Here is a 24028-nt window from a genome sequence, read left to right on the forward strand (position 1 = left end):
TTAAGCTGCTGTTGCGAGGTGGCGTATATTACGCTTTCCTCCTTCAGAGTCAAACACTTTTTTCAGCGTTTTTCTCCGGCGGGATGAATTTCTTCACTCCCTGCTGAGCCGTCTGCGTTGCCGCTTTGCCGTCTCAGTGGTGGCGCAGTATAGGGATTTCTGATGGACTGACAAGCGTTAATTTAAAGTTTTTGCACGACCGCTCACTTTTCGGCCAATGCGCTGAAATTAGCAACGAATTGGCATCAATCGGGCAAAAAAACGGGCCCGAAGGCCCGTTTACGTCAAATCTCATCACTGATGTGCGACGATGACATCGTCTTTAACATCCATTTCAATGGTTTTACCCGGAACAAAAGCACCAGAAAGAATCTTCTGCGCCAGTGGGTTTTCAATTTGCTGCTGAATAGCGCGTTTCAATGGACGTGCACCGTATACCGGATCATATCCATTTTCACCCAACAGCTTCAGCGCTGCATCCGTGATATGCAATTGGTAGCCACGTTCATCCAGACGTTTGTACAACCGCTGCAGCTGAATCTGCGCGATAGAAGCAATATGCTGCTCGCCAAGCGGATGGAACACCACCACCTCATCAATACGGTTAATGAACTCTGGGCGGAAATGCGAACCTACCACCGTCATCACCATATCTTTCATTTCCGGATAGTCCAACGCACCGAAACGTTCCTGGATCAGATCCGAGCCAAGGTTAGAGGTCATAATGACCACAGTATTACGGAAATCTACCGTACGCCCCTGACCATCAGTTAAACGCCCATCATCCAGCACCTGCAACAAGATGTTGAACACATCCGGGTGAGCCTTCTCGACTTCATCCAGCAGAATCACGGAATAAGGGCGACGACGTACTGCTTCTGTCAAATAACCGCCCTCTTCATAACCCACGTAGCCCGGAGGTGCACCGACTAAACGCGATACCGAGTGTTTTTCCATAAACTCTGACATATCAATACGCACCATGGCGTCATCGCTGTCGAACAAGAAGTTAGCCAGCGCTTTACTCAACTCGGTTTTACCCACACCGGTTGGCCCAAGAAACAGGAACGAGCCAATTGGGCGATTAGGATCGGACAGACCCGCACGACTACGACGAATCGCATTTGATACTGCATCAACGGATTCGTTCTGACCAATCACGCGCGCATGCAGCTCTTGCTCCATTCGCAGCAATTTCTCACGCTCGCCTTCCATCATTCGTGCCACTGGAATGCCGGTCCAGCGCGCTAACACGTCGGCAATTTCCACGTCTGTTACGCGGTTACGTAACAGTTTCATGGTTTTGCCTTCTGACTGCGTGGCAATAGTGAGCTGCTTTTCCAGCTCTGGAATTTTGCCGTATTGCAGTTCAGACATTTGCCCCAGGTCACCAGTGCGTCGCGCCTGCTCCATCGCCAGACGAGCTTGCTCCAGTTCCGCCTTAATGTTCTGCGTCCCCGTCAGAGAGGCTTTTTCCGCTTTCCACTCTTCTTCCAGCTCAGCGTATTCACGCTCTTTCTGATCGAGTTCCGTTTCCAGCATCTCCAGACGTTTGATACTGGCATCGTCCGACTCTTTCTTCAGTGCCTGTTGTTCCAGCTTTAACTGGATGATGCGGCGTTCCAGACGATCAAGCGACTCCGGTTTCGAGTCCATCTGCAAACGAATGCTCGATGCAGCCTCGTCAATCAAGTCAATTGCCTTATCTGGCAGCTGGCGATCGGAGATATAGCGGTGCGACAACGTGGCCGCTGCCACAATCGCCGGGTCAGTAATCTGCACATGGTGGTGTAACTCATAGCGCTCTTTCAGGCCACGCAGAATAGCAATGGTGTCTTCCACGCTCGGTTCAGCCACAAAGACTTTCTGGAAACGACGCTCCAGCGCCGCATCTTTCTCAATGAACTGGCGATACTCATTCAGCGTGGTAGCACCCACGCAGTGCAACTCACCACGCGCTAATGCAGGTTTCAACATGTTACCGGCATCCATGGCGCCATCGGCTTTACCCGCGCCAACCATGGTATGCAACTCGTCGATAAACAGAATGACGTTGCCTTCCTGTTTTGCCAGATCGCTCAGCACACCTTTCAGGCGCTCTTCGAACTCACCACGATATTTAGCACCCGCCACCAGCGAACCCATGTCCAGGGCCAACACGCGGCGACCTTTCAATCCTTCTGGCACTTCACCATTGATAATGCGCTGCGCTAACCCTTCGGCAATCGCAGTTTTACCTACGCCGGGTTCCCCAATTAATACCGGGTTGTTTTTGGTACGGCGCTGCAATACCTGAATGGTACGACGAATCTCTTCATCACGACCAATCACCGGATCTAACTTGCCAAGCTCGGCGCGCTCGGTCAGATCGATGGTGTATTTTTTTAAAGCCTGGCGCTGATCTTCAGCCCCTTGATCGTTCACGTTCTCTCCTCCCCGCAATTGCTCGATGGCCTTAGTGAGTTTTTCGGTGGTTGCACCAGCGGACTTCAATAGGTCCGCCAGCGAACCACGAGAGTCGAGGGCCGCCAGAACAAATAATTCAGATGATATAAAGTTGTCGCCGCGCTTTTGCGCGAGTTTGTCGCACAGGTTCAGGACCCGAATGAGATCGGCTGAAGGCTGTACATCGCCATCCGTACCTTCTACCTGCGGTAGTCGGTTGATAGCTTGTTCGATGCTGGTACGCAGACCAGCCACATCGGCACCTGCTGCGCTAAGCAACGGACGCACCGATCCGCCTTCCTGATTGAGCAAAGCGCTCATCAAGTGCAGGGGTTCGATAAATTGATTGTCGTGTCCCAGAGCAAGGGACTGAGCATCGGCAAGGGCCAACTGGAATTTATTAGTAAGACGATCCAGACGCATGATTCCTCCAATACAGGTCAAAATGCTACTGGAGATTAAATGAGGTCATCCCTCAAATATTTCAAGGTTAATGACCTGTGTTGCGAACAAAAAATACGCTACTGGATCGTCTTGCGGCGTAAGATTATCTCAGCCAAATCAAAGTTGCCATACGCCCGGTGATTCCATCTCGTCGGTAGGAGAAAAAATCATTGGCTTCGGTGAAAGTGCAACGCTGTGAACCACTGATAGAATGCACTCCAGCGGCCTGAAGTCGCTGACGCGCTAACTGCCAGATATTCGCAAAATATTTGTCACCAACCGGGCGAAAAGCCGCATCGGCTTGTACATCGTGCGCCAAAAAGGCTTCACGCACCTCAGCACCGACTTCAAATGCCTGCGGGCCGATAGCGGGTCCAAGCCAGGCGTGGATCTCACGGGCTGGTGAGCGAAACTGTTGCAGCGTCTGTTCCAGCACGCCGTTACACAGACCACGCCAGCCAGCGTGAGCAGCGGCCACTTCACTGCCATCATCACTGCAAAACAACACCGGCAAGCAATCCGCCGTCATGATGGCGCAGACTACACCGGATTCGCGGGTGATGGCCGCATCTGCATTGGGTAATAACTCGTCCGCAGGCAAACGCACAACGTCCTGCCCATGCACCTGATTAAGCCACTGCGGCATGGCGGGCAGCAGTTTATCTTTCAAATGCTGACGATTTTGCAAGACATGCGTTTCAGCATCGCCAACGTGCGCCCCAAGATTCAGCGAATCCCAGGGCGCAGTGCTAACACCGCCATGTCGCAAGGTGGAACATGCCTGAACGCGCTGCGGTGCAGGCCAGTCAGGAATGATCCACTCACTCATAGCCAATCCATTTGATCGCGGAACTCATGGGTATCGGCTTTCAGCGCGTCAATCAGATCGACCATGTCTTGCGGCAACGGCGCATGCCATTCCATCTCAATGCCGGTGATGGGATGGTAGAGACGCAGCATGGTGGCATGCAGCGCCTGACGGTCAAAACCGCGCAGCGCGGCGATGAACGCATCTGATGCACCTTTAGGCGGACGCGGACGACCGCCGTACAGCGGATCACCCACTAATGGATGGTTGATATGCGCCATGTGCACACGAATCTGGTGAGTACGACCCGTTTCCAGACGCAGACGCAGACGCGTATGAGCACGGAAATGCTCCATGATGCGATAATGCGTGGTCGCGGGTTTACCCATAGGGTGTACCGCCATGTGGGTGCGTTTGGTGGAGTGGCGCGCCATCGGCTCATTAACCGTGCCGCCTGCCGTCATGGTGCCAATCGCAACCGCTTCATATTCACGGGTAATCTCGCGCAGCTGCAGCGTTTCCACCAGATGCGTCTGAGCGGGAACGGTCTTCGCCACCACCATCAAACCGGTTGTGTCTTTATCAAGACGATGGACGATCCCGGCACGCGGGACGTCGGCAATTGGTGGGTAATGATAAAGCAGCGCATTCAGGACCGTACCATCCGGATTACCTGCCCCAGGATGCACCACCAGGCCACGCGGTTTGTTGATGACCAGAATATCATCGTCTTCATAAACGATGTTCAGGGGAATGTTTTGCGCTTCCCAGCGCTGCGCTTCTTCGATTTCAGCATCGATAGACACCTGCTCACCGCCGAAAACTTTCTCTTTCGGTTTATCGATGATGGTGCCGTTGACGCTGACGCGACGCTCAAGGATCCATTCTTTTATGCGGGAACGTGAATAATCAGGGAACAATTCCGCCAAAGTCTGATCTAAGCGTTGTCCAAGCTGTGCTTCGGACACCGTTGCGGTGAGTTGAACTTGTTGTGCCATATACAGCTTCTTCGTTAACGTTGGGTTTTCACGGCGATGCCGTTTAATATAATGTGCTATCGTACCAGGTCATAACCGGGAGCTATACGGACAGCTTCCGCTACAACACTTTGAGGATAATCATTTCGTCATGACGCGTATGAAACATCTGGTGGCAGCTGCCACATTGAGCCTGAGCCTGGCTCTGGTGGGTTGTTCCGGCTCATCGGATCCCGTTCCGGACAGCCCGCCATCTGAAATTTACGCTACAGCCCAGCAAAAGCTGCAGGACGGTAACTTTAAAGCGGCGATTAAGCAACTGGAAGCACTGGATAACCGCTACCCGTTTGGCCCTTATTCGCAGCAAGTACAGCTGGATTTAATCTACGCGTATTACAAAAATGCCGATCTGCCACTGGCGCAAGCCGCTATCGCTCGCTTTATGCGCCTGAATCCGACTCATCCAAACATCGATTACGTCATCTACATGAAAGGCCTGACGGATATGGCGTTGGATGACTCTGCACTGCAGGGCTTCTTCGGTATCGATCGTTCAGATCGTGATCCGACGCACGCTCGTGATGCTTTCCGTGACTTCTCACAGTTGCTGCGCAGCTATCCGAACAGCCAGTATGCTGAGGATGCGCAGAAACGCTTAGCCTACCTGAAAGAGCGTCTGGCGAAATATGAACTCTCGGTGGCGCAATTCTATACCAAGCGTGGGGCCTATGTCGCCGTTGTTAACCGTGTTGAAGGGATGATGAAAGATTTCCCGGATACCGAAGCGACGCACAAAGCGCTGCCGCTGATGGAAAATGCATACCGCCAGCTGCAGTTAACCGCAGAAGCGGACAAGGTAGCGAAGATCATCGCGACAAATAATCAGTCCTGATTTTACTACCAATAAAAAAGCAGCCTTAATGGCTGCTTTTTTTGCCGAAAATTCAGCCAGATTGCTGATTATCCGCTGCGGTTAACTCATCAATCTTGCTCTTTTCATCCCTGCCCTTCAAGCATTTTCCGCGATTTTATGAGCCTTTCTCACAATTCACTGGCATTGACAAAAAGTGACATTTCAATGTGATCTATATCACACTTTTTCCTGATTTACGCGGTATGCTGGTCCTACCCAGACGGAAATGACAGAGAGGTTTAACTATGATTCTGAACATTACCAGCAAACAAATGGAAATCACTGCGGCTATCCGCAACCATGTCGAAGACCGTCTCGCCAAGCTGGAAAAGTGGCAAACTCACCTGATAAATCCGCACATCGTGTTATCGAAAGAGCCGAAAGAATTCGTGGCTGATGCCACCATTAACACACCGAACGGCACGCTGGTTGCCAGCGCGAAACACGAAGATATGTACACGGCTATCAACGATCTGATTGCCAAGCTGGAGCGACAACTTAATAAGGCGCAGCACAAACCTGAAGCGCGCCGCGCAACCAGCAGTATGAAAGATTTCACCCCTGCGGGATAAATAGACCTTTTCCAGTAACGCGCCTGCGGGCGCGTTTTTTATTGACAGCTTTAAATCACTGCGGTTACTCTCAATCCACTTTATTGCTGGAATCACAAATGAAACATCTACCGTTCTTCTTCGCATTCTTTTTTACCTTCCCCTGATTGGGAGGTGATTCGTCGTGTGAGAATGAATGCGAAGACGAACAACAAAGCCTCCCAAACGGGAGGCTTTTTTATTGGACATTTTACAGGTGAGCCCTATGAATCCCGAAAATCCGCTGCTGGCATTACGCGATAAGATCAGCGCCGTTGATGAAAAGCTGTTGACGCTGTTATCTGAACGCCGTTCGCTGGCGGTTGAGGTGGCGCAAGCAAAGCTCGCGACCCATCGCCCGATTCGCGATGTTGAGCGTGAACGCGCACTGCTGGAAAACCTGATCTCACTCGGCAAAAAGCACCAGCTTGATGCGCACTACATTACTCGTCTGTTCCAACTGGTGATTGAAGATTCGGTACTGACTCAGCAAGCGTTGCTACAGAAAAACTTAAACCACCCGCACGCACACGCGCCACGCATCGCATTTCTGGGTCCTAAAGGTTCGTACTCTCACCTCGCGGCGCGAAAATACGCCACACGTCATTTTGATTCCATGGTTGAGATGGGCTGCCTAAAATTCCATGACATCATTCATCAGGTGGAGAGTGGCCAGGCCGATTACGCCGTGATGCCAATCGAAAATACCAGCTCAGGCTCGATTAACGACGTCTATGACCTGCTGCAGCAAACCACGCTCTCCATCGTTGGCGAGCTGACCATCCCAATCGAACACTGTGTGCTGGTCAACGGCAGTACCGACTTACAGCAAATTGAAACGGTTTACAGCCATCCTCAGCCATTCCAGCAGTGCAGCCAGTTCATCAATCGTTTCCCACAATGGAAAATCGAATATACCGAGAGCACCGCAGCGGCAATGGAAAAGGTCGCGGCAATGAATTCACCAAAGGTGGCGGCTCTGGGCAGTGAAGCGGGCGGTGAGCTGTATGGTCTGCAGGTGTTAGAACGGAATTTAGCTAACCAGCAACAAAACCATACCCGCTTCATTGTGCTGGCACGTAAGCCGATTGAAGTTTCTGGCCAGGTACCGGCCAAAACCACATTGATTATGGCTACTGGTCAGCAAGCCGGTGCGCTGGTTGAGGCTCTGCTGGTGCTGCGTAATCACAATCTGATCATGAGTAAACTGGAAAACCGCCCAATCAACGGTAATCCGTGGGAAGAGATGTTTTACATCGACGTGCAGGGCAATCTGCAATCAGAGAACATGCAGCTGGCGTTGAAAGAGCTGCGTGATTTGACGCTGTCTCTGAAAGTACTCGGCTGCTATCCGGGTGAAAATGTGGTTCCGGTTGAGCCGCGACTGTAAGTGAAAAAGGCATCCTTGCGGATGCCTTCTCTTTTATTGCCGGCTATCGTTAGCCGAACGCAACATGCTTCGGCTCTCTACCAGGAAGCGTTGAGCGTAATCGCCAAACCAGTGCGCGACACCTTCAAAACTCTTGATAAACGCCTGTTTATCGCCCTGCTCCAGCAATTTAATCGCATCACCAAAACGCTGGTAATAACGCTTAATCAGCGCCAGATTACTCTCCGAAGACATGATGATGTCTGCGTAAAGCTGCGGGTCCTGAGCAAACAGTCGACCAACCATCGCCAGTTCCAGGCGATAAATCGGTGAGGACAGCGCCAACAGTTGATCAAGGTTGACGTTCTCTTCCGCTAAATGCAAACCATAGGCAAAAGTGGCAAAGTGGCGCAGCGCCTGGATAAAGGCCATGTTCTGGTCATGCTCGACCGCGCTGATGCGATGTAAGCGTGCGCCCCAAACCTGAATCTGCTCCAGGAACCACTGATAGGCTTCCGGCTGACGGCCATCACACCACACCACCACCTGCTTCGCCAGGCTACCGCTATCCGGGCCAAACATGGGATGCAAGCCGAGAACAGGGCCGGTATGCGCCGCCAGCATCGCCTGCAATGGACGATTCTTCACCGATGCAAGATCAACCAGAATGCAGTCTTCCGGCAGTGTTGGTAATTCGGCGATGATCTGCTCGGTCAGATGAATGGGCACACTGATGATGACCATGCCCGCATCTTTGAGCAGCTCTTCAGAACGATCCCAATCGCCCTTGTCCAGAATACGGACCTGGTAACCTGACAGATTGAGCATCTTTTCAAACAAGCGCCCCATCTGGCCACGCCCACCAACAATCACCACCGGGCGCAGCGTTGGGCAGAGCGTTTTGAAGCCTTTGTCGTTTTCATGCGCATAAGATTCACGCATCAGGCGACGTAAGACATCCTCAATCAGATCTGGCGAAACGCCGAGCGCTTCAGCTTCCTGACGACGTGAAGCCAACATGCTGGCTTCACGTTCTGGCACATAAATCGGCAAACCATAACGGCTTTTGACCTCACCTACTTCAGCTACCAGCTCAAGGCGTTTGGCTAATAGCCCAAGTAGGGCTTTATCGACTTCATCAATTTGATCGCGTAGCGCGGTCAGTTCAGCCACCATGACTCTTTATTCCTCGTGTGACAGACGTGCCGACAGCACTCCCTGCAGATCCTGATGGATTTCACGCAGCAAGGTTTCCGTGGTTTCCCAGTTGATGCAGGCATCCGTGACGGAAACACCGTATTTCATTTCGCTACGTGGCTGCTCAGAAGACTGATTGCCTTCGTGAATATTGCTTTCCAGCATCAGGCCAATAATGGAACGATTTCCATCTTTAATCTGCGCAATAGCCGATTCGGCTACACCAGGCTGGCGGCGGTAGTCTTTATTAGAATTACCATGGCTGCAATCTATCATTAAGGCTGGACGCAGTCCCGCTTTCAGCATCTCTTTTTCACACTGCGCAACATCTTCAGGGCCATAGTTAGGCGCTTTCCCACCACGCAGGATCACGTGGCCATCCGGGTTGCCTTGAGTCTGTAACAGGCAAACCTGTCCCGCCTGATTGATGCCGACAAAACGGTGCGGCATCGCGGCGGCGCGCATGGCGTTGATCGCCGTGCCCAGGCTGCCATCAGTGCCATTTTTGAAGCCGACAGGCATTGATAAACCAGAAGCCATCTCGCGGTGTGTTTGTGACTCGGTAGTACGAGCACCGATCGCAGACCAGCTAAACAGATCGCCCAAGTATTGTGGGCTGTTAGGATCCAGTGCTTCCGTTGCCAGCGGCAGGCCCATTTCCACCAGGTTCACCAGCAGCTGACGCGCAATATGCAGCCCGGCTTCCATATCAAATGAGTTGTTCATGTAAGGATCGTTGATCAGCCCCTTCCAGCCAACGGTGGTACGGGGTTTTTCAAAATAAACGCGCATAACGATATACAGCTGATCCTTCAACTGTGCAGAGAGAGTTTGCAGCTGACGAGCATATTCCAGTGCGGCTTCGGTATCGTGAATTGAACAAGGACCACAGACCACCAGCAGGCGCGGATCGCGGCCAGCAATAATATCGGCAATGGTCTGGCGAGAAGCAGCAATCTGCGCTTCCTGCGCCGCAGTGAGCGGGAACTTCGCTTTCAGCTCTTGCGGGGTGATTAAAATTTGTTCGTCGGCGATATGCACATTGTTCAGCGCGTCTTTCTGCATGATGGCGATCCTTTTTAACTCGTTTATGCGGTTTGGGATCCTCACTGAGGATGGCGCTTACTGTACCACAACATGTACATATTGCAATCCGTGAATGTACACTTTTATTACCACCACTGATAACCATCACAAAAACAATACTAAAAACACCTCAAATACATAAAGTTAATGCTATTTAAGTCATCTAACACAAAGTGATTTGTGTAAATTTTATTTTACACCCACTTTTATTTAAAAGTGCCAACACCCTCTTTTTCCATTAACATTTTGTTATTCATCGTTTTCCAGGATCTTAGGATGTCAACCTCTGTCATCACCTTACGCCCTTTCGTTCTACAGGATGCTGGCGCTTTTACTGCGGCGGTCAATCAGTCTCTCAACAGCCTGCTGCCATGGATGGTATGGGCGCATCACGATTATCGGGCAGAGGAAGCCACTAACTGGATTAATTTTACCCATATGCAGCGGAGTAACGGTGAAGCGGAAGAGTTCGCTATTGTCGATAGCAATGATCGGTTACTCGGCGGCGCAGGCATCAGATTCGCACAGCGGCTTGGGGAATTTAGTGCATTAGGCTATTGGGTTCGCAGCGATGCACAAAGGCAAGGTGTCGCAACACGTGCAGTGGCTCAATTGGTGGACTTTGGCTTCAAGCACGCGCAGATTCCCTTACTGGAGATTATCGCTGCTGAGGAGAATCATGCCAGCCGTGCCGTGGCATTGCGCAGTGGTTTTGAGTTTATCGATTGCCGCTATGGTTTAATCATTCTTGATAGCGGCCCAGTGAATAGCGCGATTTACCATCTCAAGCGACCATAAAAAAAGGGGCTGGCCCTTGGGCCAACCCCTTGTTTGCTATTAACTTTGGGATGTCGCTTACGCGCCCAGACGCTCTTTGATACGAGCTGACTTACCGGTACGCTCACGCAGGTAGTACAGTTTGGCTTTACGTACAGCACCACGACGTTTGACAGAAATGCTGTCAATTACCGGAGAGTGAGTCTGGAAGACACGCTCAACGCCTTCGCCGTTTGAAATCTTACGAACAGTGAATGCAGAGTGCAGACCGCGGTTACGAATAGCGATAACCACGCCCTCGAATGCCTGCAGACGTTTCTTAGAACCTTCAACGACCCATACTTTCACTTCCACGGAATCACCCGGACGGAATGAAGGTACGTCCTGCTTCATCTGCTCTTGTTCAAGTTGCTTGATAATGTTGCTCATAATTAAATCTCTATATCCTGGGTAAACTGATAGTCAGGGAAGATTACTCTTCCACCTGATGGTTTTGTTGCTGCTGATGTTCCCGTTGGAACTCATTTAGCAACCGTGCTTGCTCTTCAGTCAGAGCCAGGTTTTCCAGAAGTTCAGGTCTTCTTAGCCAGGTACGGCCTAGCGACTGTTTCAGGCGCCAGCGGCGAATATCGGCATGGTTGCCCGACAGTAAGACTGGCGGAACCTCCATCCCTTCTAACACTTCAGGTCGGGTGTAGTGCGGGCAATCCAGTAAACCATCCGAGAACGAATCCTCATCGGCTGACGCCTGCTTGCCCAATACGCCGGGGATAAACCGGGCGACTGAATCAATCAACGTCATGGCTGGTAGCTCACCACCACTGAGTACGTAATCACCGATTGACCATTCTTCATCAATCTCAGTATGAATCACGCGCTCATCAATCCCTTCATAACGACCACACACCAGAATCAACTTCTGGTTGGTCGCCAGTTCGCAAACGCCCTGTTGGTCCAGTTTGCGACCCTGAGGTGAAAGATAAATCACCTTAGCACCTTCTCCCGCCGCCGCTTTCGCTGCGTGGATTGCATCCCGTAAGGGTTGCACCATCATCAACATTCCCGGTCCGCCGCCGTAAGGACGTTCATCCACGGTACGGTGCCGGTCGTGCGCGAAGTCACGAGGACTCCAGCTTTGAATGTTGAGCAGGCCATTTTTTACTGCCCGGCCAGTTACCCCGTACTCGGTAATAGCGCGAAACATCTCTGGAAACAGGCTAATAACACCAATCCACATCGCGTTCGCCGTTACGTTACCGGATTGTCCGGAGATCAAAAACCAGGATCCCAATCTACTTCAATCGTGCCAGTAGAGAGATCGACTTTCTTGATAACCTGTTCATCAAGAAACGGGATTAACCGCTCTTGCGCACCGAATGCATCTTTCAGGTTTGCCTTAACAACGAGAACGTCGTTCGAACCGGTTTCCATCAAATCAATGACTTTGCCCATTTCGTAACCGTCGAGGTTTACCACTTTACAACCCATAAGGTCTTTCCAGTAGTAATCACCCTCTTCCAGCGCTGGCAGCTGAGCAGAATCAACCGTAATTTCGCAATTGGTTAACTGTGCCGCAGCGTCCCGATCGTCAATGCCTTTGACTTTGATGATCAGGTCCTGATTGTGGTGCTTCCAACCTTCCAGTTCGACCTGCTGCCATTTACCGGCACGCTGGATGAACCAGGGTTGGTAGTCGAAGATGCTTTCAGCGTCTTCAGTGGAGGAAAACACTTTGAGCCAACCTCGAATGCCGTAAGCGGCCCCCATTTTCCCCAATACAATTGGGTTAACGAGAGGCTGTGCGGCAGGTTTAATGCTCATGCTAACCACCGTGACAGATTAAGCTGCTTTTTTTGCTTCTTTGATCAGCGCGTTAACGCGATCAGAAAGCGTTGCGCCCTGGCCAACCCAGTGCTCAATACGGTCCAGATCCAGACGCAGACCTTCAGCCTGACCAGAAGCGATCGGGTTGAAGAAACCTACGCGCTCGATGAAACGACCATTACGCGCATTGCGGCTGTCAGTAACGACGACCTGATAGAACGGACGCTTTTTCGCGCCGTGACGTGCCAAACGAATTGTAACCATAACATCCTCATTAGTTAATAAAGCGCTCGGGCTCCATCGAGGGATGGAACCCGAGCGCAATATAAAAAGCCCGAAAATTTTACTCATTTTGGCGAAAAAAGCAACCTGAGCGTGTTAATTTTCTGGCTGTGTGCCGCTCGCCTTAGCGACCGGGGAATCCGGGCGGCATCATACCTTTCATGCCACGCATCATTTTGGCCATGCCACCCTTCTTCATTTTCTTCATCATGCGCTGCATGTCGTCGAACTGTTTCAGTAAACGGTTAACGTCCTGCACCTGCATACCTGAACCGGTGGCAATACGGCGCTTGCGTGAGCCCTTGATGATTTCCGGTTTCTGACGCTCTTTGGTGGTCATCGAATTGATGATCGCCTCCATACGCACCAGCACTTTGTCATCCATCTGCGATTTCACGTTGTCTGGCAACTGCCCCATGCCCGGCAGCTTACCCATCAGGCTGGCCATGCCGCCCATGTTGCGCATCTGCTTCAGCTGATCGAGGAAGTCGTTGAGATCGAAGCCATCACCGGTTTTGAGTTTCTTCGCCAGCTTCTCCGCCTGTTCGCGGTCAACTTTGCTCTCGATATCTTCGATCAGCGACAGTACGTCGCCCATGCCGAGGATGCGTGAGGCGATACGGTCTGGATAGAACGCTTCCAGTGCTTCCGTCTTCTCACCCATACCCATGAATTTAATCGGCTTGCCGGTGATATGACGAATAGACAGCGCTGCACCACCGCGCGCATCACCATCCACTTTCGTCAGAATCACGCCCGTCAGTGGCAGCGCTTCATTGAAGGCTTTTGCCGTGTTTGCCGCATCCTGACCGGTCATGGCATCGACCACAAACAAGGTTTCCACCGGATTGATCGCGGCGTGTACCTGTTTGATCTCGTCCATCATCGCTTCATCAACGTGCAGACGACCGGCGGTATCCACCAGCAGCACGTCGTAGAATTGCAGCTTCGCTTCTTTCAGCGCGTTCTTCACGATGTCGACAGGCTTTTGGCTCAGATCGGAAGGACAGAAGTCCACGCCAACCTGCTGCGCCAGTGTTTCCAGCTGTTTAATCGCCGCCGGGCGATAAACGTCGGCAGAAACCACCAGCACTTTCTTCTTATGCTTCTCGCGCAGGAACTTACCCAGCTTCGCCACGCTCGTGGTTTTACCCGCACCCTGCAGGCCCGCCATCAACACCACAGCCGGCGGCTGTGCATTCAGATTGAGCGCATTATTTTCTGCACCCATTGCCGCAACCAGCTCGTTGCGAACAATTTTGATAAATTCCTGGCCAGGCGTCAGGCTTTTGTTTACATCCTGACCTACCGCCGCTTCTTTCACGCGGTTGATGAACTCACGCACGACCGGCAGCGCAACGTCCGCTTCCAGCAATGCCATGCGCACTTCACGCAAGGTGTCTTTAATGTTGTCTTCGGTCAGCCTTCCGCGGCCGCTGATGTTGCGCAGGGATTGCGACAAACGATCGGTTAAATTATCAAACATGCTCTCTCACTTAGGACCGTAGCGAGGCCGCCTGGGCGGCACAATGCGGCGGATTATAGCACGAAGCCACAGCGATCTCTGCAATTGACCTTCAGATCGTTTGGAGCCTGATGCAGCTGGCGCTATACTGGTTTTTTCCTTATCTGACCGACACCTGAAAGGATCTATGTTCGTTTTCGCGATCGTGGCGCTGTTCGCCTACTCCCTCAGTCTTGCATTGATCATCCCCAGCCTGCTGAAACGCAACGGTGGCTGGCGTCGTTTTGCCGTACTTTCTGCTTGCGTCGCGTTGATCGCCCATGCGGTTGCACTGCAACAACGCATTTTTGCCGTCGATAACGGACAAAACCTCAGCCTGCTAAATATCGGTTCGCTGGTGAGTTTGCTGATCTGCGCGATCATGACCATCGTTGCATCGCGCAATCGCGGTTGGTTACTGTTGCCGATTGTCTACGGCTTTGCCTTGATTAACCTCGCCTTCGCCACCTTTGTGCCGAATGCCTTTATTACCCATCTCGAAACCACGCCGGGCATGATGATCCATATCGGCCTGTCGCTGTTTGCCTACGCCACGCTGATTATCGCGGCACTGTATGCGCTGCAGCTGGCATGGATTGATTACCAGTTAAAAAATAAGAAACTGGCTTTCACCCAGGATATGCCGCCGCTGCTGAGTATTGAGCGTAAGATGTTTCATATCACGCAAATTGGTGTAGTGCTGTTGACGCTGGTGCTGTGTACCGGTCTGTTCTTCATGCATAACCTGTTTAGCGCGGAGAATGTCGATAAAGCGGTGCTGTCCATTCTTGCCTGGTTTGTTTATATCGTTCTGCTCTGGGGACACTATCATGAGGGCTGGCGCGGACGCCGCGTCGTCTGGTTTAACTGCGGTGGTGCACTGCTGCTGACCATGGCCTACTTCGGCAGTCGCGTGCTTCAGCACCTGCTCACTTCTCACTAAAGGAATTTTTTCGTTGGAACATGTTTCAACCACCACGCTGATCGTTACGCTGGTCATCATGGTGCTGGTCTCTGCGTACTTCTCCGGTTCAGAGACCGGCATGATGACGCTCAATCGTTATAAATTGCGCCACAAAGCCAAAAGCGGTAATCGCGCGGCTCGTCGTGTCGAAAAACTTTTACGCCGTCCTGATCGCTTAATCAGCCTGGTGCTGATAGGCAACAACCTAGTGAATATCCTGGCCTCCGCATTGGGTACCATTGTCGGTATGCGTCTTTACGGCGATGCGGGTGTGGCAATTGCCACCGGGATCCTGACTTTTGTGGTGCTGGTGTTTGCTGAAGTGCTGCCGAAAACCATTGCAGCGCTTTACCCCGAAAAAGTCGCCTATCCCAGCAGTGTGCTGCTGGCGCCGCTGCAGTATGTGATGCTGCCTTTGGTCTGGCTGCTCAACACCATTACCCGCATTCTGATGCGCATGGTTGGTATCAAAACGGAAGGCTCCATCAGTTCAGCCCTAAGTAAGGAAGAGTTGCGTACCATTGTCTATGAGTCCCGCTCACTGATGTCTCGTCGTAATCAGGACATGCTGCTGTCGGTGCTGGACCTGGAAAAGGTCAGCGTTGATGACATCATGGTGCCACGCAATGAAATTGTCGGCATTAACGTCAACGACGACTGGAAATCGATTGTTCGCCAACTGAGTAATTCCCCGCATGGCCGGATCGTGCTGTTCCGCGATTCGCTGGATGATTCGGTTGGCATGCTGCGCGTGCGTGAAGCCTGGCGCATGATGACCGAGAAGAAAGAGTTCAACAAAGATCGCCTGCTGCGCGCCGCTGATGAAATTTACTATGTGCCGGAAGGTACACCGCTGAATGTCCAGCTGGTGAAATTCCAGCGTAATAAGAAGAAAGTCGGCTTAGTGGTTGATGAATATGGTGACATCAAAGGGCTGGTGACCATTGAAGACATTCTGGAAGAGATTGTTGGCGACTTTACGACGTCTATGTCTCCTTCGCTGGCGGAAGAAGTGATGCCGCAGAATGATGGCTCAGTGCTGATTGAAGGCAGCGCCAACGTGCGTGAAATCAATAAAGCCTTTAACTGGACGTTACCCGAAGACGAAGCACGCACCATCAATGGCATGCTGCTGGAAGCGCTGGAAGAGATTCCGCTGGTCGATACACGCGTGAAAATCGGGAAGTACGATGTGGATATCCTCGACGTGCAAGACAACATGGTGAAGCAGGTGCGCATTACCCCGCATCATCCGCTGAAATCCTCCATCGGTTCCTGAAGCCAAAAAAAACGCCGCGAACATCGCGGCGTTTTCATTTCTGCTCAGACAGGCACTAGATGTGCAGCTCTTTCAGCTTCTCAGCCGGCAGTTTCAGATCTTCGTTACGGTTCACGCCAATCTCATGCGCCAACACGTTACGCGCAATCTGCTGCGCTTCGTCGAGTGAGTGTAGCTTGTAGCTACCACACTGGTATTCATTCAGTTCCGGGATCTGGCTCTGTTCTTTCACTTTCAGAACATCTTCCATCGCCCCTTTCCACGCTTTCGCTACGCGCTGCTCGTCTGGTTCACCAATCAAGCTCATGTAGAAGCCGGTGCGGCAGCCCATTGGCGAGATATCAACGATTTCCACGCCATCACCATTGAGGTGATTACGCATAAAGCCAGCGAACAGGTGCTCCAGCGTATGGATGCCGCGCTCAGTCAGAATATCGATATTCGGACGGCAGAAACGCAGGTCAAAAACGGTGATGGTATCGCCATGCGGAGTGTTCATGGTTTTTGCAACGCGCACAGCGGGTGCGCCCATGATGGTGTGATCAACAGTAAAACTATCCAGTAGTGGCATACGTCACCTCCTGTTTTGAGATTTTTTTTAAAACGATGAAACTTTTCCGTTCGCCCAACGTCTGAATATATGAAAGACGCGCATTTGTTATCATCATCCCTGACAACAGAGATGTTAATTTTGGCCACAATGATGTGGCCATTTTCTTTTTTAGCCTTCGCGACCTGCCAGATAACTTTCGAAATCCAGCGTGTCACTCTGTTCCAGCTTTTCCTGCGCCTGTACCGATTCCAACGCCTGACGACTGAAGTCATCTTCGGTCAAAATCTCTAACGGCTCTTCACACAGCAGATGGCGATACTGTTCAGCCAGTGCCACACCTGCGCCGGTTAAGCCATTTTCTTTGATGGCATGCAGAATACGCGCTGAATAGGTTAGCTCAGGATCATCAAACGATGCCACCAGTTGATCGCAAACCTGTTGATATTGCGTGCTCCCATAATTGCTGTCGAGCACCTCGGCAACACGACGCAGATCGGCAAACAGGGCTTTACCTACATCAACCAGCGGATGTTCTGTATCGCTACAACCTACACCAATCACCTGGCCCGGCTTACGTCCTTCCATGACCACGCGGTTCCAGTTTTTACGGCTGCATAACAGCTCGTCAGAACTCATCTCAGGCGCATCCGCCAGGGTACACCAGATCAGGAACAGGTCGAGGAAACGCGCCTGATTAGCGTCCACGCCAATGGCAGAGAACGGGTTGATATCCAGAGAGCGCACTTCAATGTACTCGATACCGCCGCGTAACAACGCATCCGAAGGCGCTTCACCCGAACGTGTCACACGTTTTGGACGAATAGGTGCGTACAGTTCGTTCTCAATCTGTAACACGTTGGTGTTCAGCTGCAGCCAGTTGCCGTCGGCATCTTTGGTGCCCATGGCCGCATACTCTTCTGACGGCGTTTTAATCGCTGCTTTCAGCGCAGCAACGTAACCGTCGAGCGAGTTGAAGGTGATGCCCAAACCGCTCTGCGACTTGTTGGTGTAGCCCAAATCACTGAGGCGCAGCGAGGTGGCATACGGCAGCCACAACGTCCCCTTGCCGTCCGTTTCAAAGGGTAATTTGCTTTCACGTCCCTGCAGGAACGATGAACAGATCGCTGGAGATGCACCGAACAGATAAGGGATCACCCAACCAAAACGATAATAGTTGCGGATAAGACGCAGATATCCAGCAGAAATGGTCTTTTTTCCGCTTTCCGCATCTTTTACATCTGCCCACTCCTGCCAGAACGACAGTGGCAGCGAGAAGTTATAATGCACACCTGAGATAATCTGCATCAGTGCGCTGTAGCGATTTTTCAGTCCCTGCCGATAGAGGGTTTTCATCTTGCCGATATTAGAGCTGCCATATTGCGCCAGCTCAATGCTATCAACATCTTCAACATAACCCGGCATACTGAACGGCCACATGCGTTCCTGACCTAACTCTCGCGCAGTGTGGCGATGTATATCACGCAGGAAGGCCAGTGACCGATCAATGCTTTGATCGACAGGTGTAATGAACTCCAGCAGCGTTTCGGCAAAATCGGTGGTAATCCAACTGTGCTTGAGCGCCGAACCCAGGGATTCAGGATGTCCGGTCGTTGCCAGGTGACCATTCGGATTGACGCGCAACGTCTCGCGTTCAATGCCACGGCCGATACCCTTTAACGCGTCGGGATGCGCTTCCAACCAGGAAAGCGCTTTTGATACGTCCGGGATCACATTAACCTCCCGCTGTGCGAATAATTTATTTTTGTTCAGCATAATGTTAACCGTAGCCTCGAATCTGTGCGAATCAATGCCACCATTGCATTGTTTGTAATGTGGCGGTCGCGATAACGATATAACGCAGCGTTTTACCGATGGCGAGAAACAGCACCGAGGGCAGCCAGGCAAAGCGCAACCAGCCTGCAAGCACGCAAAGCAGATCGCCCACTACCGGCAGCCAGCTTAAAAGCAGCGCTGCAGGACCCAATCGATGTAACCACGTCATTGCTGTGTCATGCCATCGCCCCTGCCCTTTTGGCGGCATGAGGCGACCGAGAATAATGTTGGTCAGGCCACCCAGCGTGTTTCCCACTGATGCGGCCAATAACAATCCATAGATCGAACCCTTTTGGGCGATCAGCAAAGCAATCAGCACAGCCTCTGAACTTCCTGGAAGCAAGGTGGCACTCAGAAAGCTACTGCCGAATAACGATCCATAGGTCAGAATTTCATTCACAGTAAACGGACATCAACCACATCCATGCCCGCGGCTCGCGCCGCCTGAACACCAAAGTCAGCATCTTCAAATACCACACAGCGTTCAGGTGCCACGCCCATTAACTCGGCGCAGCGTAAAAAGGTATCGGGTTGGGGTTTATGGCGCTGCACATCATCCGCGCCGACAACGGCATCAAACAGATGATAGACACCCAAGGCTTCAAGCAGGGCCTTTGCCAGGCTGTGTTCACTGCCAGTACCCACCGCCATGGGACGACGACCGTGATACGCTTTTACCACGTCCATTAACGGTAAAGAGCGTACATCATCCAGCAACATCGCCTTGAGCGCTTCGGTTTTCTCTGCGGCCAGCAAATGAGGGTCATGCTCAGCGTTGTTCTGCTCAAGAATGTACTGCGCCAGCTGCCAGGTGGGCGCGCCATTAAAACTCACCATTTTTTTCTCATCCATGGTGAAACCGTAACGGCTCAGCACCTGCTGCCAGGCTTTTCGATGTGTCGGCTCAGTATCCAGGATTGTGCCGTCCATATCGAAAATCAGGGCGTCATATTGGTCGTACATTGTCACTCCATCGAGCACCACAAAATGAGCCATTACTTTAGCGTAATGCGCTTAGGTTGTCGCCAGGTGTGCTTAACAGCAAATGCTTTGAAAGCATTAGCTATTTTTGTTTTCGGAAAAAGGTCAGGTAGCGATACCGGGGATAAATGGCGGTTATATAAGTGATTTTTGCGTGATGAAGAAAAATGGGAAGTAAATTCAGAAAGCGGGCGTTGATTGTTTCGAACAGGAGATGGTGCATCCAGGAGGATTCGAACCTCCGACCGCTCGGTTCGTAGCCGAGTACTCTATCCAGCTGAGCTATGGATGCATTGGGGTCTAACTGATGTTACGGATGAAACAGTTTGAGAATAGCATGAAGAAAACAGAATGGTGCATCCAGGAGGATTCGAACCTCCGACCGCTCGGTTCGTAGCCGAGTACTCTATCCAGCTGAGCTATGGATGCATTGAGAGATTTTCTTACGATGGACTTACTGCAATCAACCTGGGAATGATACGAAGAATGGTGCATCCAGGAGGATTCGAACCTCCGACCGCTCGGTTCGTAGCCGAGTACTCTATCCAGCTGAGCTATGGATGCATCGAGTTAATTCTTGTACAACGCAGGGTGCTGACAACTCACCATGAAAGGAACTGCTCGTTCACTCTTACTTCAGTTTTCCGAATGGTGCATCCAGGAGGATTCGAACCTCCGACCGCTCGGTTCGTAGCCGAGTACTCTATCCAGCTGAGCTATGGATGCATCGGAAATGGCGGTGAGGCGGGGATTCGAACCCCGGATGCAGCTTTTGACCGCATACTCCCTTAGCAGGGGAGCGCCTTCAGCCTCTCGGCCACCTCACCTTACGCGTTCTTCCGAACCGTGCTTCTGAACTTGTTTCTGCTCATCGGCACTGCGTGGCGCACATATTACTTTCCCGCACTTATAAGTCAAACAATTTTTCCCGACTTTTTCTGGATATCGTTCTGTTTGCACAAATGACGCGCAATTAGGATGTTTTGCCGACAAAAAGAGTGATTAATCAACAGCGAAAGCACGTTGCAGTTAACAAAATGGGAAGAAAGAAAATGAGGTTCAGGGCGGAAAAAATGAAGATGGGAGGATAAAAGCGGTAGCGCCTCGCAGGATGCGAGGCGCTGAATCCGTTAGTAACTCGTTTGCTGAGTTTTTTCGGCCTGGATACGCTGATAGATTTCTTCGCGATGCACCGAAACTTCTTTAGGCGCATTGACGCCAATACGGACCTGGTTACCTTTAACACCCAGCACCGTTACAGTCACCTCATCGCCAATCATGAGGGTTTCACCAACTCGACGAGTTAGAATAAGCATTCTTTGCTCCTTGAAAGATTAAAAGAGTCGGGCCTGTTCGGTCTCCCGGCCATATCCATCATATAACGCTGAACAATGTCTATGACAAATACACCATTGTGCATCGCCACGCCAATACATTCTGCTGATAGTTAGTTTAGCCGAAATACACTACATCAACCGGACTTTGTCATTATCGGGTGCACACCGCGTTAAAAAGCGCCAGAACACGGGGGTTCTGGCGCTATTCACGATGCTGAATTTTAATTCGTTACAGTCGGTTACTCACCCACTCCGACACGCCAGCCAGTGCACCAGCCAGTGCCTCAGGATTTGTACCACCCGCCTGAGCCATATCAGGGCGACCACCGCCTTTACCGCCAACCTGAGCGGCCAGTTCGCCAACCAGCTCACCCGCTTTGACGCGGTCGGTCAGATCTTTGGTCACACCAGCAATCAGGGAAACCTTACCGTCCGCAACGGTTGCCAGCACAATGATGGCCGAGCCGAGCTGATTTTTAAGGTCATCCATCATCGTACGCAGCATCTTAGGCTCAACGTTGCTAAGCTCGCTGACCAGCAATTTGGTACCCTTGACGTCCACCGCTTTACTGCTCAGCGAAGCACTTTCTTGCGCCGCTTGCTGATCGCGCAGCTGCTGCAGTTCTTTTTCCAGCGCACGGACATGATCAACCAGACCGCGCACTTTCTCATTCAGATTACTGCTGTTGGCTTTAACCACCTGAGCAATCTCAGATATCTGATCGCTCTGCGCATGCAGCTGAGCAATCGCGCCTTCACCCGTCAGCGCTTCAATACGACGCACACCTGCCGCCGTGCCGGATTCAGACTGAATGCGGAACAGGCCAATGTCGCCAGTGCGCGCTGCGTGCGTACCACCGCACAGCTCAACGGAATATTCACCCATGCTAACCACGCGCACACGCTGTTCATACTTCTCACCGAACAACGCCGTTGCGCCGCGCGCTTTCGCTTCATCCAGATCCATTACTTCAGTCTGGATGAGTAAATTGCGACGAATCTGGGTATTAACGATATCTTCAACGGTGCGAATCTGCTCTGGCTTCATCGCTTCGGTATGAGAGAAGTCGAAGCGCAGGTATTTATCGTTGTTGAGTGAGCCTTTCTGACCGACATGATCGCCCAATACTTCACGTAACGCTTCATGCATCAGATGCGTTGCGGAGTGGTTGAGAATAATACGAGCACGGCGCTCTTCATCCACTTGTGCATTGAGGCGGTCACCCACACGTAGCTCACCGCTGTTGAGCTTACCGATATGACCAAAGGCTTTGCCATACTTCTGTGTATCCTGGACACTGAATTCAGCATTCTGCCCAGTCAGCACACCGGTATCGCCCACCTGGCCACCTGACTCGCCATAGAATGGTGTTTGATCCAGAATCACTACCGCTTCCTGGCCAGCCGCGATCTGCTCAACCTGCTGACCGCCAACGAACAGCGCCTGCACGGTGCCTTCAGCCTGCAGTTGGTCATAGCCTTTGAAGTCAGTGGCGGCATCAAAGCGAATCACACTGTTGTAGTCCGCGCCAAAACCACTGGCCTCACGCGCACGCTGGCGCTGCTGTTCCATGGCTGTTTCGAAGCCCGCTTCATCAATCTTCAGATTGCGCTCGCGGCAGACGTCAGCGGTCAAATCCGCTGGGAAACCAAAGGTGTCATACAGACGGAAGACCGTTTCGCCATCCAGCGTATCGCCTTGCAGATTGGCCAACTCTTCATCCAGTAAAGCTAGGCCGCGTTCCAGCGTTTTAGCGAACTGCTCTTCTTCATTTTTCAGGGCATTTTCAACATGCTTCTGCTGACGTTTCAGGTCTTCACCGGCATCACCCATGACATCGATCAATGGCGCAACCAGTTTGTAGAAGAAGGCTTCTTTAGCTCCCAACATATTGCCATGACGCACTGCACGACGAATGATACGGCGCAGCACGTAGCCACGGTTTTCATTCGACGGGATGACGCCATCAGCGATCAGGAATGCACAGGAACGGATGTGGTCAGCGATGACGCGCAACGATTTATTGTTGAGGTCGGTCGCACCGGTTACCTGAGCAACAGCCTTGATCAGCTTGGCAAACAGATCGATTTCATAGTTGGAGTTAACGTGCTGCAGTACCGCAGCGATGCGCTCCAGGCCCATACCGGTATCAACAGAAGGCTTCGGCAGAGGTTCCATGGTGCCGTCGGCCTGACGGTTGAACTGCATAAAGACGATGTTCCAGATCTCAATATAGCGATCGCCATCTTCTTCCGGGCTGCCCGGTGGGCCCCCCCAGATATGGTCGCCGTGATCGTAGAAAATTTCGGTGCACGGACCACAAGGACCGGTATCACCCATCTGCCAGAAGTTATCAGACGCGTAGGCGCTGCCTTTGTTATCGCCGATGCGAATGATGCGTTCGCGCGGCACACCGACATCGTTAGCCCAGATTTCGAAGGCTTCATCATCGGTTTCATAAACGGTGACCCACAGACGTTCTTTCGGCAGCTTGAACCACTGTTCACCCGTCAGCAGTTCCCAGGCATAAGCAATCGCTTCTTTCTTGAAGTAGTCGCCAAAGCTGAAGTTACCCAGCATTTCAAAGAAGGTGTGGTGACGAGCGGTGTAACCAACGTTCTCAAGATCGTTGTGCTTACCACCGGCGCGTACACAACGTTGAGACGTGGTTGCGCGTGCATAATCGCGTTTATCCTGACCGAGGAAAACGTCTTTAAACTGCACCATTCCCGCATTGGTAAACAGCAACGTTGGGTCGTTGTTCGGTACGAGGGAGCTGCTGGCTACAACCTGATGTCCCTTGCTATGAAAAAAGTCGAGAAACGCTTGACGGATCTCAGCAGTGCTCTTGCTCATATAATTCC

Annotated in this window: 23 protein-coding genes, 5 tRNA genes and 1 other annotated feature; of the genes, 7 read left to right on the forward strand and 21 right to left on the reverse strand. The window is 51.7% G+C overall.

Going from position 1 to position 24028, the window contains the following annotated elements:
- Positions 1 to 294: 294 nt before the first annotated feature.
- From clpB to rluD, 3 genes are all read right to left on the reverse strand, one after another.
- Positions 295 to 2868, reverse strand: a complete 2574-nt coding sequence (gene clpB, locus WFP70_RS17190) for an ATP-dependent chaperone ClpB (RefSeq protein ID WP_337023913.1) — start codon at positions 2866 to 2868, stop codon at positions 295 to 297.
- Positions 2869 to 2992: 124 nt separating this feature from the next.
- Positions 2993 to 3718, reverse strand: a complete 726-nt coding sequence (yfiH, locus tag WFP70_RS17195; protein ID WP_058962337.1) for a purine nucleoside phosphorylase YfiH — start codon at positions 3716 to 3718, stop codon at positions 2993 to 2995.
- Entirely contained in the window at positions 3715 to 4695 is a 981-nt protein-coding gene (gene rluD, locus WFP70_RS17200) for a 23S rRNA pseudouridine(1911/1915/1917) synthase RluD (protein WP_034822248.1), read from the reverse strand. Before rluD ends, yfiH begins: the two co-directional genes overlap by 4 nt.
- A 130-nt stretch (positions 4696 to 4825) precedes the next feature.
- Between rluD and bamD the strand changes: the two genes are divergently transcribed.
- From bamD to pheA, 4 genes are all read left to right on the forward strand, one after another.
- Positions 4826 to 5566 (forward strand): outer membrane protein assembly factor BamD, encoded by a 741-nt coding sequence (gene bamD, locus WFP70_RS17205; RefSeq protein WP_034822246.1) that lies wholly within the window; start codon positions 4826 to 4828, stop codon positions 5564 to 5566.
- Positions 5567 to 5832: 266 nt separating this feature from the next.
- On the forward strand, positions 5833 to 6159 hold the full coding sequence (raiA, locus tag WFP70_RS17210; RefSeq protein ID WP_034822244.1) for a ribosome-associated translation inhibitor RaiA: 327 nt from the start codon (positions 5833 to 5835) through the stop codon (positions 6157 to 6159).
- Positions 6160 to 6256: 97 nt separating this feature from the next.
- Positions 6257 to 6381, forward strand: a sequence feature (Phe leader region).
- Complete coding sequence (gene pheL, locus WFP70_RS17215; RefSeq protein WP_100703679.1) at positions 6258 to 6305, forward strand: pheA operon leader peptide PheL; 48 nt, start codon at positions 6258 to 6260, stop codon at positions 6303 to 6305. (Overlaps the previous feature by 48 nt.)
- 22 nt (positions 6382 to 6403) lie before the next feature.
- Positions 6404 to 7567 carry a bifunctional chorismate mutase/prephenate dehydratase gene (gene pheA / locus WFP70_RS17220; RefSeq protein ID WP_034822242.1) on the forward strand — a complete coding sequence of 388 codons (1164 nt, stop codon included), beginning with the start codon at positions 6404 to 6406 and terminating at the stop codon, positions 7565 to 7567.
- A gap of 33 nt (positions 7568 to 7600) precedes the next feature.
- Here the strand turns inward: pheA and tyrA are convergent, their stop codons facing one another.
- Together tyrA and WFP70_RS17230 are read right to left on the reverse strand one after the other, a co-directional pair.
- On the reverse strand, positions 7601 to 8722 hold the full coding sequence (gene tyrA, locus WFP70_RS17225; protein ID WP_058962335.1) for a bifunctional chorismate mutase/prephenate dehydrogenase: 1122 nt from the start codon (positions 8720 to 8722) through the stop codon (positions 7601 to 7603).
- Between the two features lie 6 nt (positions 8723 to 8728).
- Positions 8729 to 9808: a 3-deoxy-7-phosphoheptulonate synthase gene (locus WFP70_RS17230; RefSeq protein WP_034822238.1), complete on the reverse strand. Its 1080-nt coding sequence runs from the start codon at positions 9806 to 9808 to the stop codon at positions 8729 to 8731.
- A 297-nt stretch (positions 9809 to 10105) separates the two neighbouring features.
- Between WFP70_RS17230 and WFP70_RS17235 the strand changes: the two genes are divergently transcribed.
- A complete protein-coding gene (locus WFP70_RS17235) occupies positions 10106 to 10627 on the forward strand; it encodes a GNAT family N-acetyltransferase (RefSeq protein WP_337023914.1) in 522 nt (173 codons plus the stop codon).
- A gap of 57 nt (positions 10628 to 10684) precedes the next feature.
- Here the strand turns inward: WFP70_RS17235 and rplS are convergent, their stop codons facing one another.
- The 5 genes from rplS to ffh form a co-directional block, all read right to left on the reverse strand.
- Positions 10685 to 11035 carry a 50S ribosomal protein L19 gene (gene rplS, locus WFP70_RS17240; protein ID WP_034822234.1) on the reverse strand — a complete coding sequence of 117 codons (351 nt, stop codon included), beginning with the start codon at positions 11033 to 11035 and terminating at the stop codon, positions 10685 to 10687.
- A gap of 43 nt (positions 11036 to 11078) precedes the next feature.
- On the reverse strand, positions 11079 to 11843 hold the full coding sequence (gene trmD / locus WFP70_RS17245; protein ID WP_200578826.1) for a tRNA (guanosine(37)-N1)-methyltransferase TrmD: 765 nt from the start codon (positions 11841 to 11843) through the stop codon (positions 11079 to 11081).
- Between the two features lie 35 nt (positions 11844 to 11878).
- Positions 11879 to 12427 carry a ribosome maturation factor RimM gene (gene rimM / locus WFP70_RS17250; RefSeq protein WP_034822227.1) on the reverse strand — a complete coding sequence of 183 codons (549 nt, stop codon included), beginning with the start codon at positions 12425 to 12427 and terminating at the stop codon, positions 11879 to 11881.
- An 18-nt stretch (positions 12428 to 12445) separates the two neighbouring features.
- The gene (gene rpsP / locus WFP70_RS17255; RefSeq protein WP_007893313.1) at positions 12446 to 12694 is read right to left on the reverse strand and encodes a 30S ribosomal protein S16; all 249 of its coding nucleotides are present in this window, start codon (positions 12692 to 12694) and stop codon (positions 12446 to 12448) included.
- Between the two features lie 142 nt (positions 12695 to 12836).
- A complete protein-coding gene (gene ffh, locus WFP70_RS17260; RefSeq protein WP_034822223.1) occupies positions 12837 to 14198 on the reverse strand; it encodes a signal recognition particle protein in 1362 nt (453 codons plus the stop codon).
- A gap of 166 nt (positions 14199 to 14364) precedes the next feature.
- On the opposite strand from ffh, the gene WFP70_RS17265 reads away from it, so the two are divergent.
- A complete protein-coding gene (locus WFP70_RS17265; RefSeq protein ID WP_038645240.1) occupies positions 14365 to 15159 on the forward strand; it encodes a cytochrome C assembly family protein in 795 nt (264 codons plus the stop codon).
- Positions 15160 to 15172: 13 nt separating this feature from the next.
- Positions 15173 to 16459, forward strand: coding sequence for an HlyC/CorC family transporter (locus WFP70_RS17270; protein WP_045816444.1), 1287 nt, complete (start codon positions 15173 to 15175; stop codon positions 16457 to 16459).
- Positions 16460 to 16514: 55 nt separating this feature from the next.
- Here WFP70_RS17270 and luxS read toward each other — a convergent pair whose 3' ends face one another.
- From luxS to alaS, 11 genes are all read right to left on the reverse strand, one after another.
- Positions 16515 to 17030: an S-ribosylhomocysteine lyase gene (gene luxS, locus WFP70_RS17275; protein ID WP_034822217.1), complete on the reverse strand. Its 516-nt coding sequence runs from the start codon at positions 17028 to 17030 to the stop codon at positions 16515 to 16517.
- Between the two features lie 150 nt (positions 17031 to 17180).
- Positions 17181 to 18785: a glutamate--cysteine ligase gene (gene gshA / locus WFP70_RS17280; RefSeq protein WP_337023915.1), complete on the reverse strand. Its 1605-nt coding sequence runs from the start codon at positions 18783 to 18785 to the stop codon at positions 17181 to 17183.
- A 31-nt stretch (positions 18786 to 18816) separates the two neighbouring features.
- The gene (locus WFP70_RS17285; protein ID WP_034822213.1) at positions 18817 to 19245 is read right to left on the reverse strand and encodes a YqaA family protein; all 429 of its coding nucleotides are present in this window, start codon (positions 19243 to 19245) and stop codon (positions 18817 to 18819) included.
- Positions 19242 to 19808 carry a fructose-1-phosphate/6-phosphogluconate phosphatase gene (gene yqaB, locus WFP70_RS17290; protein WP_337023916.1) on the reverse strand — a complete coding sequence of 189 codons (567 nt, stop codon included), beginning with the start codon at positions 19806 to 19808 and terminating at the stop codon, positions 19242 to 19244. Before yqaB ends, WFP70_RS17285 begins: the two co-directional genes overlap by 4 nt.
- A 233-nt stretch (positions 19809 to 20041) precedes the next feature.
- Positions 20042 to 20118 (reverse strand) — tRNA-Arg (locus tag WFP70_RS17295).
- Positions 20119 to 20178: 60 nt separating this feature from the next.
- Positions 20179 to 20255 (reverse strand) — tRNA-Arg (locus tag WFP70_RS17300).
- A gap of 58 nt (positions 20256 to 20313) precedes the next feature.
- Positions 20314 to 20390: transfer RNA gene (locus tag WFP70_RS17305), tRNA-Arg, on the reverse strand.
- A gap of 85 nt (positions 20391 to 20475) precedes the next feature.
- Positions 20476 to 20552, reverse strand: a tRNA-Arg gene (locus WFP70_RS17310).
- A gap of 8 nt (positions 20553 to 20560) precedes the next feature.
- Positions 20561 to 20653 (reverse strand) — tRNA-Ser (locus WFP70_RS17315).
- Positions 20654 to 20956: 303 nt separating this feature from the next.
- Entirely contained in the window at positions 20957 to 21142 is a 186-nt protein-coding gene (gene csrA / locus WFP70_RS17320; protein ID WP_004155916.1) for a carbon storage regulator CsrA, read from the reverse strand.
- A gap of 250 nt (positions 21143 to 21392) precedes the next feature.
- A complete protein-coding gene (gene alaS, locus WFP70_RS17325) occupies positions 21393 to 24020 on the reverse strand; it encodes an alanine--tRNA ligase (RefSeq protein ID WP_337023917.1) in 2628 nt (875 codons plus the stop codon).
- Between the last annotated feature and the right edge of the window lie 8 nt (positions 24021 to 24028).

This window comes from Pantoea sp. USMM079 (assembly GCF_037153115.1).
Lineage (GTDB): Bacteria > Pseudomonadota > Gammaproteobacteria > Enterobacterales > Enterobacteriaceae > Pantoea > Pantoea communis.